Annotated in this window: 15 protein-coding genes; 12 read left to right on the top strand and 3 right to left on the bottom strand. The window is 70.7% G+C overall.

Annotation, left to right across the window (positions count from 1 at the left end; translation table 11 throughout):
• Positions 1–9 precede the first annotated feature (9 nt).
• The gene (locus DMH01_RS07320; RefSeq protein ID WP_125674496.1) at positions 10–1227 is read left to right on the top strand and encodes a glycosyltransferase; all 1218 of its coding nucleotides are present in this window, start codon (positions 10–12) and stop codon (positions 1225–1227) included.
• Positions 1228–1569: 342 nt separating this feature from the next.
• Here DMH01_RS07320 and DMH01_RS07325 read toward each other — a convergent pair whose 3' ends face one another.
• Genes DMH01_RS07325 through DMH01_RS07335 form a run of 3 tightly spaced genes read right to left on the bottom strand, consistent with a single transcriptional unit; the run spans position 1570 to position 4221 of the window.
• A complete protein-coding gene (locus DMH01_RS07325; protein WP_125674498.1) occupies positions 1570–2475 on the bottom strand; it encodes a glycosyltransferase family 2 protein in 906 nt (301 codons plus the stop codon).
• Positions 2465–3337, bottom strand: coding sequence for a glycosyltransferase family 2 protein (locus tag DMH01_RS07330; RefSeq protein WP_125674500.1), 873 nt, complete (start codon positions 3335–3337; stop codon positions 2465–2467). The genes DMH01_RS07325 and DMH01_RS07330 overlap by 11 nt, the downstream gene beginning before the upstream one ends.
• Positions 3334–4221, bottom strand: a complete 888-nt coding sequence (locus DMH01_RS07335; protein ID WP_233621442.1) for a polysaccharide pyruvyl transferase family protein — start codon at positions 4219–4221, stop codon at positions 3334–3336. The genes DMH01_RS07330 and DMH01_RS07335 overlap by 4 nt, the downstream gene beginning before the upstream one ends.
• Positions 4222–4291: 70 nt before the next feature.
• Between DMH01_RS07335 and DMH01_RS07340 the strand changes: the two genes are divergently transcribed.
• The 11 genes from DMH01_RS07340 (at position 4292) to DMH01_RS07390 (ending at position 14313) form a co-directional block, all read left to right on the top strand.
• Positions 4292–5251, top strand: a complete 960-nt coding sequence (locus DMH01_RS07340; protein ID WP_125674502.1) for an NAD-dependent epimerase/dehydratase family protein — start codon at positions 4292–4294, stop codon at positions 5249–5251.
• A 150-nt stretch (positions 5252–5401) separates the two neighbouring features.
• Positions 5402–7024, top strand: a complete 1623-nt coding sequence (locus DMH01_RS07345) for a carbamoyltransferase C-terminal domain-containing protein (RefSeq protein ID WP_125674504.1) — start codon at positions 5402–5404, stop codon at positions 7022–7024.
• A 15-nt stretch (positions 7025–7039) separates the two neighbouring features.
• The gene (locus tag DMH01_RS07350; RefSeq protein WP_199745396.1) at positions 7040–7603 is read left to right on the top strand and encodes an SIS domain-containing protein; all 564 of its coding nucleotides are present in this window, start codon (positions 7040–7042) and stop codon (positions 7601–7603) included.
• The gene (locus DMH01_RS07355) at positions 7600–8958 is read left to right on the top strand and encodes a PfkB family carbohydrate kinase (protein WP_125674506.1); all 1359 of its coding nucleotides are present in this window, start codon (positions 7600–7602) and stop codon (positions 8956–8958) included. The genes DMH01_RS07350 and DMH01_RS07355 overlap by 4 nt, the downstream gene beginning before the upstream one ends.
• On the top strand, positions 8958–9644 hold the full coding sequence (locus tag DMH01_RS07360) for an SDR family oxidoreductase (protein ID WP_125676572.1): 687 nt from the start codon (positions 8958–8960) through the stop codon (positions 9642–9644). Before DMH01_RS07355 ends, DMH01_RS07360 begins: the two co-directional genes overlap by 1 nt.
• Positions 9641–10582, top strand: coding sequence for a glycosyltransferase family 9 protein (locus DMH01_RS07365; RefSeq protein WP_370323354.1), 942 nt, complete (start codon positions 9641–9643; stop codon positions 10580–10582). The genes DMH01_RS07360 and DMH01_RS07365 overlap by 4 nt, the downstream gene beginning before the upstream one ends.
• 4 nt (positions 10583–10586) lie before the next feature.
• On the top strand, positions 10587–11885 hold the full coding sequence (locus DMH01_RS07370) for a UDP-glucose/GDP-mannose dehydrogenase family protein (protein WP_125676574.1): 1299 nt from the start codon (positions 10587–10589) through the stop codon (positions 11883–11885).
• Complete coding sequence (locus DMH01_RS07375) at positions 11882–12493, top strand: flavodoxin family protein (RefSeq protein WP_125674508.1); 612 nt, start codon at positions 11882–11884, stop codon at positions 12491–12493. Before DMH01_RS07370 ends, DMH01_RS07375 begins: the two co-directional genes overlap by 4 nt.
• A 41-nt stretch (positions 12494–12534) precedes the next feature.
• Positions 12535–12915 (top strand): hypothetical protein, encoded by a 381-nt coding sequence (locus tag DMH01_RS07380; RefSeq protein WP_125674510.1) that lies wholly within the window; start codon positions 12535–12537, stop codon positions 12913–12915.
• A 98-nt stretch (positions 12916–13013) separates the two neighbouring features.
• Entirely contained in the window at positions 13014–13688 is a 675-nt protein-coding gene (locus tag DMH01_RS07385) for a DUF6766 family protein (RefSeq protein ID WP_199745398.1), read from the top strand.
• Positions 13689–13749: 61 nt separating this feature from the next.
• A complete protein-coding gene (locus tag DMH01_RS07390; protein ID WP_125674514.1) occupies positions 13750–14313 on the top strand; it encodes a hemerythrin domain-containing protein in 564 nt (187 codons plus the stop codon).
• Positions 14314–14577: the final 264 nt, after the last annotated feature.

A 14577-nucleotide genomic window follows, 5' to 3' on the forward strand; every position in this document is an offset into this window, starting at 1 on the left:
AGGAGTCCGATGAGGATCGCGATGGTTTCCGAACACGCCAGCCCGCTCGCCGCGCTCGGCGGAGCCGACGCCGGGGGCCAGAACGTCCACGTCGCCGAGCTCTCCGCCGCGCTGAGCAGGCAGGGCCACGACGTCACGGTCTACACGCGCCGTGAGAACCGCCGCGTCGCCGCGACGGTCGAGACGCCGGACGGCTACCGCGTCGTCCATGTGCCGGCGGGCCCGGCGAGGAAACTGCCGAAGGACGAACTGCTGCCGCATATGGGAGAGTTCGGCCGGGTGCTGCGCTCCCGCTGGGCCAAGGAGCGGCCGGACGTCGTCCACGCGCATTTCTGGATGTCCGGCCTGGCTTCGATTCTCGCGGCGAAGGATCTCGGCATCCCGGTGACCCAGACGTTTCACGCGCTGGGCGTGGTGAAACGGCGCTATCAGGGCAAAAAGGACACGAGCCCGCCCGACCGGATCCGACTCGAACGGATGATCGCCAAACAGGCCGACCGGGTGATCGCGACCTGCTCGGACGAGGTCTTCGAACTCGTGCGGATGGGCCTGCCGCGGTCCCGCGCCTCGGTCGTCCCCTGCGGAGTGGACCTGACCGAGTTCACCCCGGACGGCGAGTGTGCTCCCCGCACGGCCCGGCAGCGGATCGTCAGCGTCGGCAGGCTGGTGCCGCGCAAGGGTTTCGACCTCGCCATCGCCGCGCTGCCGTCGCTCCCGGACACGGAACTGGTCATCGCGGGCGGCCCGGACTCCGGCCCGCTCGCCGAGGCTCCGGAAGTGCGGCGGCTCCGGAAGATCGCCGACCGGGCCGGCGTCGCCGATCGCGTGCACCTGCCGGGACTGGTGTCCCGCGAGAACATGCCCGCGCTCCTGCGCTCCGCGGACGCGGTGGTCTGCACACCTTGGTACGAACCGTTCGGCATCGTGCCGCTGGAGGCGATGGCGTGCGGCGTCCCGGTCGTGGCGACCGCCGTCGGCGGGCTGACCGACACCGTCGTCGACGGCGTCACGGGCCTGCTGGTCCCGCCTCGCAGCCCGAAGGAGCTGGCGGGAGCGTTGCGGCGGCTCCTCGGCGACACTTCGGCGCGCGAGTCGTTCGGGATCGCCGGGACCGACCGGGTGCGGGCGCGGTACTCGTGGGACCGGGTGGCCGCGGACACCTTGCGCGCTTATGGGCGCGTTTTGAGCGGGGAGACGGAAGTGGCGACTGCCGCTTCGCCTTCCTGACCCTGCTTCTGTGCGCGGCACTCATGTCGCGAAAGCCACTTTCGGGACATCAGACGTCGCGAAAGTGGCTTTCGCGACGTGCCCCGACCTGTCCCGGCCCCCGCCGACGTTGCGAAAGCCACTTTCGCAACGTTAAAGGTTGCGAAAGTGGCTTTCGCAACACCGACCGAGAAGGTGTGTGGAAATAGAGACACTGAACGTCCCTATTCCCACACACCCGTCACGCTAGGCCACCCAACAGGCCATTTGCCATACGCTGAGTCATTCTCATCCGTGATCGGTGCCGCATGCGCCCCCTCGAAGCCTGGGCGCGAGCTCGCGACACCGGCGAAGCGAACCGGCTCACCCCACATACCGGCGCGCGACCGACTTCCGCTGCGACTCCTCCAGCAGCACCAGCCCGCGCTCCACCCCAGCCGGCACCACCGCCCGTTCCCGCAGCACCCACGGGATCCCCCGCACCGCTTCCGCCACCGCCGCGAAGGTGGCCCGGTCGAAGGGCGCCGAACGCAGTACCGCGACCATCCGGCGCACGATGCTGCCGAGCGGACGGCGCAGCCACAAGGTCCACAGCGTGTTCCGGATGCCGAGCTGACGGCGCCGCCGCGGATCGCGGACGGCCGAAGGGGCGTGGTGGATCACCATTTCCTCGTCCCAGCACATCCACCAGCCCTTGGCCGCGAGGTCGAGGGCGAACAGCTCTTCCTCTCCCCCGAGCCACATCCGGTCGGAGAAGCCGCCGACGTCGTGGAACGCGCGGACGCGGACGGCCGACAGGCCCGCCATGACGCCCAGCAGCGCCGGGCCGGGCAGCCAGTCCGGGCCGGGGACCGGGGAGTGCCGCAGTTCCGGGGTGATCGGGTCCTCGGTCAGCGACGGTTCCACCAGGCACCGACCGGTCACCACCCCCAGTCCGGGGTAGGCGTCGAGCTGCTCGACGGCGCGCCGCAGAGACCCTGGCTGCCACCGGGTGTCGTCGTCGCAGAAAGCCACGTATGGCGTCTCCACCTCACGGACGGCGAGATTGCGCGCGACCGCGCCGAGGTTCCGCGGCGAGCGGATCACCCGGATCGAGGGGAACCGGTCTTCGACGGTGTCCGCCGTGCCGTCGCGGGAAGCGTTGTCCACCACCACGATCGGTGCCGCGTCGGGCAGCGCGGTCATCGAGCCGAGGGTCTCCAGCAGTTGCTCGCGCCGGTTGTGCGTGATCACCACGACCGTGATCCGGTCCGTCACTTCATCCTCCATGGGCGTGTTCCAAGACACGGATGCGGCGCTCCACCGAAGCGGGCAGCCGTTGCCGGTCGGCGAGCGCACGGGGCAGCCGCCGGAGCACCCCGGCGAGCGCGCCGAGCACGTGTGGTTCCCGGGGAACCCTGGCCAGTGCGCGGAATCCTTCGGCAAGACACCGGCGCACGGGCCGTCTCATCACCGTGATCAGCATCCGGTTGCGGAGTTCGGCGCGCTCGCGCCACGACGGCGACGGCCGCACCGGCGACGGGTGGTGGTGTGCCCGCACGTCCTCCGCGTAGCAGAGCCACCAGCCGCGCGCCGCCAGGTCGTAGGACAGCAGCCGCTCCTCGGCACCGAAATGCAGCAGGGGGTGGAAACCCGCGGCCTGCAGGTAAGCGGTCCGGCGGACGACCGCCGAGCAGGCGAGGAAGCCGAGCACCGCCGGTCCGGGTAGCCCGTCGGGCCTGCCGAGCGGGCTGGCGGCCATCAACGAGACGACCGGGTCCTCCCGTTCTTCCTCCCCCACCAGGGTTTTCGCGGCGACCAGGCCGACGTCGCCGTGGGTGTCGAGGATTCGCTCGGCCTCGGCGAGCGCATCGTCCGCCCACCAGGAATCGTCGTCGCTGAAGGCGACATACGGCGTCCGCGCCACCGCGACCCCGAGATTCCGCGCGGACACGCCGATGTTGCGAGGCAACCGGACGACGCGCACACCCGGGAAAGCGTCGGCCATGGCCGCGGTGCCGTCGGACGAGCCGTTGTCCACCACCACGATCGGCGGTGGTGGTCGCAGCGCCGTGAGCCGCCGCAACGTCCGTTGCAGTTCCGGTGCCCGATCGCGGGTGGCGATCACCACCGTCGTCGCGGCCGCGCTCATCGCACCGGCCGGGTCTTGAGCGCCTTCACCATGTCCCGCACGAGCCGGTCGTCACCGGGCAGCGCGCGCAGCGCGGCCACCGCCCGGCCCTGCACCGAGGAACACCAGCGCCACCACGAGTCGAGCACTTCCCGATTGCCCGCTTCCTCGGCCGGGACGAGGGCGGGCCAGCCCAGCGCGTCGGCCTGGGCGGTGACCTTGCCGCCGCCCTGGACCGGGTCGATCGCCAGCGCGGGCACTCCCGCCTGAAGAGCCAGTACCAGCCCGTGCAGCCGTGTCGTGACCACGACGTCCAGATGCGACAGGATCGACGTGAACTGGTCCGGCGTCTCACAGCGTTCCCAATCCGACGCCGCCAGCCTCGTGTCGAGCGGCACCCGGGCGCAGTCCACCCCGGCGATCCAGTCCTTCACCGAGGCGTGCACCGCCTCATGGCGGCCGGAGTCGCCGTACTCCCGCTGTTCCGGCGCCAGGATCACCCCCGTCACCAGCACCGTGTCGGTCGGCACGCCGAGGGAGAGATCCGGCGTGCCGACCCCGTCGTGGTCCCGCGCGAAGACCTGATCGAAACCCGTGACCGTGTCGTCCTCCGGATCGATCACCGACACCCCGACGGCGATCCGATGGCAGTGGGCGAACCTGCGGTGCACCTCGCGCACCTGCCTGCCGTGCGCGGGCCCGCAGACGAACACCACGTGGCTGTACCGTGCCGGATCCACCTCTTCGTAGTTCACGTCGCCCGGCCGGTACACCGGGCTCCACGCAAGATCGTGCGGAAGCCCCATCGTCGACAGCGCTTCGTCGACCCTGCGCATGCTGAGAACGTCCCCTGCCGTCGCTTCGCCGTGCCGGAAGCTCGCCCAGCCGATCACCAATGCACGCATATCCGAGGCTTACCCGGCATCTCCCGATTCACACGGTTTTTCCGGCCCTCACCGCGGGTAGCCGGTCGCCATGAACAGAGTGCTGGTGACCGGGGGCGCGGGTTTCGTCGGGTCGCATCTGTGCGAACGTCTGCTGGACGCGGGCACGGAGGTCGTCGCGGCCGACAATTTCGCCACGGCCGTCACGGCCAACGTGGCGCATCTCCTCGACCGTCCGGGGTTCCGGCTCCTCTCCCGTGACGTCACCGGGCCGATGAGCGCGCCCGGCCCGTTCGACGCCGTCTTCCACCTGGCGTCGGCCGCCTCGCCCCGCGACTACTTCCGTCTTCCGCTGGAGACGCTGCGCGCGGGCTCGCACGGCACCGAGCGGGCGCTGGACATCGCCGAACGCGACGGCGCCCGATTCGTCCTCGCCTCGACGAGCGAGGTCTACGGCGATCCGCGGGAACACCCGCAGCGCGAGGAATACTGGGGGCACGTGAACCCGATCGGACCGCGCAGCGTCTACGACGAGGCCAAGCGGTACGCCGAAGCGCTCACCTCGGCCATGCGCCGGGAACGGGACGTGAACACCGGTATAGCCCGGATCTTCAACACCTACGGCCCGCGTATGCGCCCCGACGACGGCCGCATGATCCCGACGTTCATCGGCCAGGCACTGGCGGGCGAACCGCTCACCGTGACCGGTACCGGCGACCAGACCCGTTCCCTCTGCTACGTCGACGACACGGTCCGCGGTCTGATCGCGCTGGCGGACTCCGACGTGCCCGGTCCGGTGAATCTGGGCAATCCGCACGAATTGACCGTGTTGCGGATCGCGGAGGAGATCCTGGCCGTCACCGGAAGCGCGTCGCGGATCGAGCATATCGACGCGGCGGTCGACGATCCGGCCCGCCGCTGCCCGGACATCTCCCGCGCCCGCCGGGAACTCGGCTGGGAGCCGGAGATCCCGCTGACGGAAGGACTTCCGCGCACCGTCGCCTGGTTCGCGCGGCCGCGGTCCGGCCCGTACCCGGCCGCCGGCGCCTGACCACCAGGCCCCGAATCCCCGGAGAGACGCTTCGCTCAGTAGCGACGTCCTGGGCTTTTGCGCCGCGTCGTTTATCACCGACTGCACCGGGTAGCGCTACGGGAGTAAGCGCGGGTCACGGCCCGCATCCCCGACCGGAGAGGTGGCCCGGTGCGCATACTCGGTGTCAACGCCGTTTTCCACGACCCGGCGGCGGCCCTCGTGGTCGACGGCGAAATCGTGGCCGCGGCGGAGGAAGAACGGTTCAGCCGTCGCAAACACGGCAAGCGGCCGGTGCCGTTCTCCGCTTGGGAACAGCCGGCCGAAGCCGCCGCGTGGTGCTTGGCGGAGGCGGGAATCTCCGCGCGGGATCTCGACGCCGTCGGCTATTCGTACGATCCGGCGCTCGTCGAGCCGGGTCTCGCGGGGCATGACGGGAAGAACGAATGCCTCCGCACGGACTTCGCCCGCCGGGCTCCCGCGTTCCTCAAGGCGGCCTTGCCGGGGCTGGATCCCGCGACCGTCCGGTTCGTCCGGCACCACGTCGCGCACGCCGCCTCGGCCGCACTCGCCGCGCCGTTCGAGGACTGCGCGGTGCTGGTGGCCGACGGCCGCGGCGAGAGCACGTCGTATCTCGCGGGCGAGTACCGCGACGGCAAGTTCGAGGAGCTCACCGAGCAGCGGCTCCCCCATTCGCTCGGGCTGATGTACGAGGACCTGACCGAGCATCTCGGGTTCGCCCGGTCCAGCGACGAGTACAAGGTGATGGCGCTGGCCTCCTACGGGAAGCCCCGGTTCCTCGACCGGATCGCGGAAAGCGTGCACACCAACGGAATGGGGTTCCGTACCGATGACATCGACTGGGCCTCGTTCGCGCCCGCCGTCGAGCCGGGGCAGGAACCCGGGCAGGTCCACGCCGATCTGACCGCGAGCGTCCAGCGCTGCCTGGAGGACGTGCTCCTCGAACTCGCGGCCAAGGTCCACGAGCACACCGGGCACACCGACCTCGCGATGGCGGGCGGGATCGCGCTCAACTGCGTCGCCAACACCCGGCTCCACGCCGAGGGTCCGTTCGACCGGATCTGGGTCCAGCCCGCCGCCGGTGACGCCGGCACCGCGCTCGGCGCGGCGCTGCAGCTCGCGGCCGACTTCGGTGAACGCGGCGACCCGATGACCGGCGCGGACCTGGGCCGCGGCTTCACGGACGACCAGCTGGAGAACGCGCTCAAGACCGCGAACGTGCGCTACGAACGCCCGGACGACGTCGCCGAAGCCGTCGCCGAAGCGCTGGCCGAAGACCGGATCGTCGCCTGGTTCCAGGGCCGGTCCGAATTCGGCCCGCGCGCGCTCGGGCACCGGTCGCTGCTCGCGCATCCCGGGCACGAGGCAAATCTGGAACGGCTGAACGACGTGAAGGGCCGTGAACAGTTCCGCCCGGTCGCCCCGATGGTGCTCGCCGAACGCGCGGGCGACCTCTTCTCCCGCGGCCCGCTTCCCAGCCCGTACATGCTCTTCGTGCACGACGTGGCGCAGGAGTGGCGGAATCGCATCCCCGCCGTCACCCACGTCGACGGCACCGCCCGCGTGCAGACCGTCGACGCCGCCGCCGAACCGCTCGTGGCGAGGATGCTCGGCGCGTTCGAACGGCGTACCGGACTGCCCGCCGTGGTCAACACCAGCCTCAACACCGCGGGCAGGCCGATGGTCGATTCCCCGCGGGACGCGCTGGAGTGCTTCGGTTCGGCCCCCATCGACCTGCTCGCCCTCGGACCTTTCGTGGTCCGCCGTCCCTGACCTTGGAGGTGTGTCGTGATCGAAGAACACTTCGCCGCATTGAGCGAGGCCGCCGGGAAGTCCGCTTCCTGGTCGCCGAAGATCCGTGACTGGGGTGAGCATCTGGCCACCGTGCTGTCGTCCGGCGGACGGCTGCTCGCGTGCGGCAACGGTGGGAGCGCCGCCGAAGCACAGCACCTCACCGGCGAGCTGGTGGGCCGCTTCCGCAACGACCGGCAGCCGTTCTCGGCGATCGCCCTGCACGCGGACACCTCCGCCGTGACGGCCATCGTCAACGACTACGGCGAGCACGAGGTCTTCGCCCGGCAGGTGCGCGCGCACGGCCGTCCCGGCGACATCCTCGTCTGCCTTTCGACCAGCGGGGGCAGCCAGAACGTCGTCGCGGCGGCGAAGGCGGCCCACGAACTGGGCGTGACCACCTGGGCGATCACCGGCCCCTCCCCCAACCCGCTGGCCGCGCTGTGCGCCGACGCGATCCCGGTGGAGGCGCCGTCGATGGCCACCGTGCAGGAGGTCCACCTCGCGCTCGTGCACGCCCTGTGCACCGCGTTCGACCACGCGCTCGGGGTGCCCACGTGAGGCCGCTGGTCGTGCTGGGCGACGCGCTGCTCGACGTCGACGTCGACGGCACGTCGGATCGGCTCTGCCCGGACGCGCCCGTCCCCGTGGTCGACCTCGCCCGCGAATGGCGGCGGCCGGGCGGCGCCGGGCTGGCCGCGTTGCTCGCGGCGCGGTCCACCGCCGAGGTCGTCCTCGTCACCCCGCTGGGTGGCGACCAGGCGGGCCGGACCCTGTCCGGGCTGCTGGAGCGCGAGGTCCGGGTGGTGCCGATGCCGTTGTGCGGCACCACCGTCACCAAAACCCGCGTGCGCGCCGCCGGGCAGTCGCTGGTCCGTCTCGACAGCGGTGACGGCAGGGCGGAGTACTCGCCGCTCACCGCCGACGTCCGTGAAGCGCTGCGCTCGGCGGGCGCGATCCTCGTCGCCGACTACGGCCGCGGCGTCACCGGCCATCCGGAGATCCGCAAGCTGCTCGCCGAACTGGCGGGCACGATCCCGATCGTCTGGGATCCGCATCCCCGCGGAGCGGAGCCGGTGGCGGGCATCCGGCTCGCCACCCCGAATCTCGCCGAAGCCGAGCAGCTCACCGAGTCCCACGCCGACGCCGAGAACCTCGCGAAGCAGGTGCACTCGCTCTGGAAGGCCGACGCGGTCTGCGTCACCACGGGTTCCCGCGGCGCGGTGCTGACCGAGGGTGGCTCGTGCACGACGTTCCGGCCGCCATCGGGCGTCGTCGCCAAGGACACCTGCGGCGCGGGTGACCGCTTCGCGTCCGCGGTCACCGCCGCGCTGCTCGACGGGGCGTCGATCGCCGACGCGGTGGCCACCGGGGTCGAGTCGGCGGCCCGGTTCGTGGCGACCGGCGGTGCCGCCACACTGTCCACTGTGGACAATGAACCGCGGCCGGAGACCGGCCACCACGGAGCTTCGGCGTTCGACGTGGCCGCGCGGGTCCGCGCCCAGGGCGGCAGGCTCGTCGCCACCGGTGGCTGTTTCGACCTGCTGCACCCCGGCCACGCGAGTCTGCTCCGGCAGGCGCGCGCTTTGGGCGACGCCCTCGTCGTCTGCCTCAATTCCGACTCCTCGGTGCGCGGCCTGAAAGGACCGGGGCGGCCGATCGTGACCGCCCGCGACCGTGCCCGGCTGCTCACCGAACTCGCCTCGGTCGACGCCGTCGTGGTGTTCGACGAACCCGATCCCGCCGCCGTGCTGGACCGCCTCCGCCCCGACGTCTGGGTCAAGGGCGGCGACTACGCGGACACGGAGCTCCCGGAAAGCGCCGTCGTGCGCAGGCACGGCGGCGAGATCGTCCTGATCCCGACCATCCGCGGCTATTCCACCTCCCGGCTGGTGGCCGCGGCGGAAGGAGCATGATGCGCTCACTCGGCAACGTCCTGATCACCGGCGGCGCCTCCGGACTCGGTGCCGCGACCGTCGAAGCCGTCCGCGAAGCGGGGGGTACTCCCCTGGTCATCGACCGTGTCCCACCGACGGCCGACGTCACCTTCGTCCAGGCAGACCTGGCCGATTCCGCCGCGGCCGCGAGCGCCGTGGACGAGCTCGCCGAACGGGCGGGCGGACTCGACGGCGTCTTCACCGCGGCCGGGACCGACGCGTGCGGCGCGCTCGACGAAGTGTCCACAGAGGACTGGGAACGCGTGGTCCGGGTCAATCTGCTCGGCACGGCCGCGGTCGTCCGCGCGGCGCTGCCCCATCTCCGGTCGAGCCACGGCACGGTGGTGACCTGCTCGTCGACGCTGGGCCTGCGGGTGGCCGGGGACGCGAGCGCCTACTGTGCCTCGAAATTCGGCGTCGTCGGCTTCACCAGGGCACTCGCCATGGAGCTGGCGGGCCGGGTCGGGGTGACGCTGCTCGTCCCCGGCGGCATGCACACCGCGTTCTTCGACGACCGGGCCGAGCAGTACAAGCCGCCGCCGGACGCGAAACTCAACCAGCCCGAGCACGTCGCGGCTTCGGTGGTGTTCGCGCTCTCCCAGCCGCCCGGCTGCGAGGTCCGCGAACTCGTGGTGTGCGCTTCGGAAGAAGGGTCCTGGCCGTGACCGGCGGCATCCTCGTGCTGCGCGCCCTCGGCCTGGGGGATCTGCTGACCGCGGTTCCGGCGCTGCGGGCCCTGCGCCGTGCCTTCGACGGCGAGCGGCTGGTGCTCGCCGCGCCGGAGAACCTGCGTGACATCGTCGAACTGATCGACGCGGTGGACGAGTTGCTCCCGACGGCCGGGCTCGGCGAACTGTCGTGGCCCGGCGAGCCGCCGCGACTGGCGGTCAACCTGCACGGCCGCGGCCCGGAGAGCATCCACGACCTGCTCGCCCAGGACCCGCTCGAACTGATCACGCACCGGCATCCGGACTTCCCCGGCGTCGACGGCCCGGACTGGCCCGCCGAAGCGCACGAAGTCGACCGCTGGTGCCGTCTGCTCGAGGCCGCCCGCATCCCGGCCGATCGCACCGATCTCGCGCTGCCACCGCCGCCCGGACCCAGCCCGGCGGCGGGCGCGGTGGTGATCCACCCCGGTGCCGCGTTCGCCGCCCGGCGGTGGCCGCCCGACCGGTACGCACGGGTGGCCAGGGAACTCGCCCGGCAGCACCGGGTGGTCGTCACGGGAAACGCGGCGGAAACGCCGCTCGCCCGCGAGATCGCCGAAACGGCGGGACTGCCCGCCGAGGCGGTGCTCGCCGGCGACGCGGGACTCGCCGAACTGGCCGCGACCGTGGCCGAAGCGCGGCTGGTGATCTGCGGCGACACCGGTGTCGGGCATCTCGCGACCGCGTACGGGACGCCGTCGGTCCTGCTGTTCGGGCCGACCCCGCCGCGGCTCTGGGGCCCGCCTCCGGAAGCCCGGCAGCATACGGTCCTCTGGGTGGGCGACGTCGGCGATCCGCACGGCGAAGCTCCGGACCCCGGGCTGCTGCTGTTGCGCGAGGAACGTGTCCTCTCCGCGGCCGAAGAGCTGCTGGCGACGGAGGCTTCCCGTGGTTGAGCGGGTGGGGGTGATCGGCGCCGGCTACGTCGGGCTCACGAGCGCCGCGTGCTTCACGCATCTGGGGCATCAGGTGGTCTGCGTCGACAACGATCGGTCCAAAGTGGACGCTTTACGGCGCGGCGAGGTCACGATCGTCGAGCCGGGGCTCGCGGAACTCGTCCAGGACGGGCTGGGCCGCGGACGGCTCCGGTTCACCACCGAGCCGGACGAACTGTCCGATGTGGACTTCGTGTTCCTCTGCCTGCCTACCCCGGAGGGCAAGGACGGCGCCGCCGACGTCCGGGTGCTGGAAGAGGTCGTGACCACGCTCCCCGGCCTGCTGCGGCCCGGCTGTGTCGTCGTCACGAAGTCCACCGTTCCGGTCGGCACCGGCACCAAGCTGGCGGAGTTGCTCGGACGGCCGGATCTGCCCGTGGTGAGCAATCCCGAATTCCTCCGCGAGGGGCACGCCGTCGAGGACTTCCTCCAGCCCGACCGGATCGTCCTCGGCTCGCTGCCGGAGAACCGGGCGCCCGCCGAACGGGTGGCCGCGTTGTACGGCGAGGCGAACGCGCCGGTGTGGTTCACCGATCCGGCCAGCGCCGAACTCGCGAAGTACGCCAGCAACGCGTTCCTGGCGCTGAAAGTGTCCTATGTGAACGTCCTCGCCGAACTCTGCGAGCACTACGGCGCCGACATCCGCGACGTCGGACGGCTCATGGGGCTCGATTCCCGGATCGGCCCCGCCTTCCTCGTGCCCGGCCCCGGCTGGGGCGGCTCGTGCCTGCCCAAGGACACCGCCGCGCTGCTGCGGACCGCCGAACACGCGGGCGTCGACTTCGGCATCCTGCGTGACGCCATGAAGGCCAACGCGCGCCAGCGGGCGGCCGTCGTACGGAAGATCCGCCTCGCGATCACCGGGGTTTCGGACGGCTCGCTCTCGGGCATCCGTATCGGGCTGCTCGGACTGGCGTTCAAGGCGGGGACCGGGGATCTGCGCGAGTCCCCCGCGCTCGCGGTCGCGCGGGAGCTCGCCAGGAGCGGCGCGGTGCTGACCGCGTACGACCCCGGCGTCGAGTCCGTCGAACCGGACATCGTCCAGGTCGTCGACGACCCGTACCTGGTCGCGAAGGACGCGGCGGCGCTGGTCGTGCTCACCGAGTGGCCCGAGTTCCGCGAGCTCGACTGGGACCGGCTCGCCGCCGCCACCGAACGCGCCGTCGTCGTCGACGCCAGGAATCTCCTGGACCCGGCGACCGTCGGCGAAGCGGGCTTCACCCATACGGGGCTCGGTACCGACCCGAACAGGAGGACAGGATGACCCAGCCGTTGAAGGCCCTCGCACTGGTGTGCTCGCTCAAACCGTCCCCCGCGCCGTCGAGCAGCGCGCTGATCGCCCAGCAGCTGCTCGACGAACTGGCCGGGCACGGCGCCACCGGTGAACTCGTGCGCGTGGTCGACCACGACGTCAAACCCGGCGTGGAAGGCGACATGGGCGACGGCGACGCCTGGCCGGGGATCCGCCGGAAGATCGCCGCCGCCGACATCCTGCTGATCTCGACGCCGACCTGGGTCGGCCACATGTCCAGTGTGGCCCAGCGCGTGCTGGAACGGCTCGACGCCGAACTGTCCGAAACGGACGACGAGGGCAGGCCCGCGATGTTCGGCAAGGTCGGCGTCACCGCCGTCGTCGGCAACGAGGACGGGGCGCACAAGATCACCGCCGACCTGTTCCAGGCCCTCAACGACGTCGGTTTCACCGTGCCGGCCCAGGGCGGGACCTATTGGAACGGCGAGGCGATGAAGGGCGGCGACTACAACGACCTCGACGAAACGCCCGAAGCGGTCGCCTCGACCAACGCGACTCTCGCGCGCAACGCCGTCCACTTGGCGAACCTGTTGCGTGAGAAGCAGTACCCCGCTTCCTGACTCAAGGTGTGAACCACGCCACGGCCGGGTACCCCGTTTCCGTGATCGTCAAAACCCTGGCGTTCGGTGTGTGTTTCCTGCTCGCCGGCTGTACCGGAGCGAGCGGGCAAGAGCCGGTGAAAGAGGCCGCCGCGCGGTTCCTCGGCGCGCTCGCGTCGGGTGATCACCGCGCGGCGTGCGCGCTGCTGGCACCCCGGGCACAGGAATCCTGGGCGCCGGAAAGCTGCGAACGCGGCCTCGCGGGCGCGGACGTCCCGGACGGAACACCCGAGACGGTCTCGGTCTGGAGCGAAGAAGCCCAGGTGAAGACCGCCCGCGACACCCTCTTCCTGCACGAATCGTCCGCCGGATGGGTGATCACGGGCGCGGGCTGCCGTCACCGGAACGAACAGGTCTACGACTGCGCGGTGGGTGGACCGTGAAAGCGCGCCCGGTGTTCACCGTCTACCTCGTCTTCGTGGTGGCCGTCCTAGGCTATTGCGTCCTGCTGGGCCTGCTCCACCGGTGAAGGAGGCGGATGATGCGGCGCTTTCTCCGGGACAACGCCCTTTCCCTGGCGTTCGGGCTGCTGTTCCTGCTGAGCCTCGCGGGGCAGGCGTTCGCGGGCCTCGCCGACTACAACGACCGGCGGCTCAGCCACGCCGCCGAACCGATCGGCCTGCTCGATTACCTGGCGTCCGCGGACTTCGCCGTAGACGTCGCCGAAAACTGGCAATCGGAATACCTGCAGTTCTTCCTGTACGTGTTCGCGACCGTGTGGCTGCTGCAACGCGGCTCCCCCGAATCGAAACCGGCGGGCCGGGTCGGCCTGGAAACGGACGAGGACCAGCAGGTCGGCAGGCATTCGACGGCCGATTCACCGAAATGGGCGAGGGCGGGCGGCTGGCGCACGGGGATCTTCTCGATGTCACTCGGATTGGTGATGCTGGGACTGTTCCTGCTGTCCTGGCTGGCCCAGTCCGTGGCCGGGATGAGCGCCTACAACGCCGAGCAGCTCACCGAATTCGGTGATCCGGAGTCGTGGTTCGGCTATCTGGCGTCATCGGACTTCTGGAACCGCACGCTCCAGAACTGGCAGTCGGAATTCCTCGCCATCGGCTCGATGGCGGTGTTCAGCGTGTACCTGCGCCAGCGCGGCTCCCCGGAATCCAAACCCGTGGGCGCGCCGCATCATGTCACCGACGAATCCGGGTGATTGAACCGCGTGGAACGGGTATCCGTGCGGCGTCGGACTGACGACCCGGACAGGAGTGTCCATGACCACCACCACGAAACATGACCTCGTCTCGGTGATCACCGAAGACCACCGAGCCTTCGAACGGATCTTCAAGGAACTCGAATCCGGCAAGGGCGGCGATCAGCACCGCAAGGATCTCGCGGACCACGTGATCGCCGAACTCGTGCGGCATTCGATCGCCGAAGAGCAGCACATGTACCCCGCCGCGCGGAAGAACCTCCCCGACGGCGACAAGGTCGCCGACCACGAGATCGAGGAACACGCCGAAGCCGAACGCGTGATGAACGACCTCATCGGCCTGGAGCCGACGGACAAACGGTTCGACCAGCTGGTCGGCAAGCTGATCGAGGACGTCCGGCACCACATCGAAGAGGAAGAGAGCGACCTGCTGCCGAAACTGCAGGCCGCCTGCTCGCCGGAGGAACTGCAGGAGCTGGGCGAGAAGGTGTTGCGGGCCAAGGAGATCGCCCCGACACGGCCGCATCCCGCCGCCCCGGACCGGCCGCCGGCGAACCGGATCCTGGCACCGGGGACGGCGTTCATCGACAAGATCCGGGACGCGCTGACGGACCGCGCCACCTGAGCTTTCCGGTGGGGTGGCGGTTCTGGTGGGGTGTCGCGAAAGCCACTTTCGGGACGTCTGATGTCCCGAAAGTGGCTTTCGCAACATGCTCCGACCCTTGTCCCTCAGGTGGGCGGCGAGAGTTTCCGGCCGCCACAGGGGTTGCGAAAGCCACTTTCGCAACGTTGAAGGTTGCGAAAGTGGCTTTCGCAACGTCCGGCGACAGCGCGCGCGGCTCCACCCAGGACGGCCAGCGCGTGAAGGCCCCCTTCCCTCGGCTGAGCC

Origin of the sequence: Amycolatopsis sp. WAC 04182, from assembly GCF_003947465.1 — a bacterium.
GTDB lineage: Bacteria > Actinomycetota > Actinomycetes > Mycobacteriales > Pseudonocardiaceae > Amycolatopsis.

Excerpts from the sequence above, each read along its gene's own strand:
- DMH01_RS07320 (WP_125674496.1), top strand. The coding sequence starts at position 10 with ATGAGGATCGCGATGGTTTCCGAACACGCCAGCCCGCTCGCCGCGCTC.
- DMH01_RS07325 (WP_125674498.1), bottom strand. The coding sequence starts at position 2,475 with ATGGAGGATGAAGTGACGGACCGGATCACGGTCGTGGTGATCACGCAC.
- DMH01_RS07330 (WP_125674500.1), bottom strand. The coding sequence starts at position 3,337 with ATGAGCGCGGCCGCGACGACGGTGGTGATCGCCACCCGCGATCGGGCA.
- DMH01_RS07335 (WP_233621442.1), bottom strand. The coding sequence starts at position 4,221 with ATGCGTGCATTGGTGATCGGCTGGGCGAGCTTCCGGCACGGCGAAGCG.
- DMH01_RS07340 (WP_125674502.1), top strand. The coding sequence starts at position 4,292 with ATGAACAGAGTGCTGGTGACCGGGGGCGCGGGTTTCGTCGGGTCGCAT.
- DMH01_RS07360 (WP_125676572.1), top strand. The coding sequence starts at position 8,958 with ATGCGCTCACTCGGCAACGTCCTGATCACCGGCGGCGCCTCCGGACTC.
- DMH01_RS07375 (WP_125674508.1), top strand. The coding sequence starts at position 11,882 with ATGACCCAGCCGTTGAAGGCCCTCGCACTGGTGTGCTCGCTCAAACCG.
- DMH01_RS07385 (WP_199745398.1), top strand. The coding sequence starts at position 13,014 with ATGCGGCGCTTTCTCCGGGACAACGCCCTTTCCCTGGCGTTCGGGCTG.
- DMH01_RS07390 (WP_125674514.1), top strand. The coding sequence starts at position 13,750 with ATGACCACCACCACGAAACATGACCTCGTCTCGGTGATCACCGAAGAC.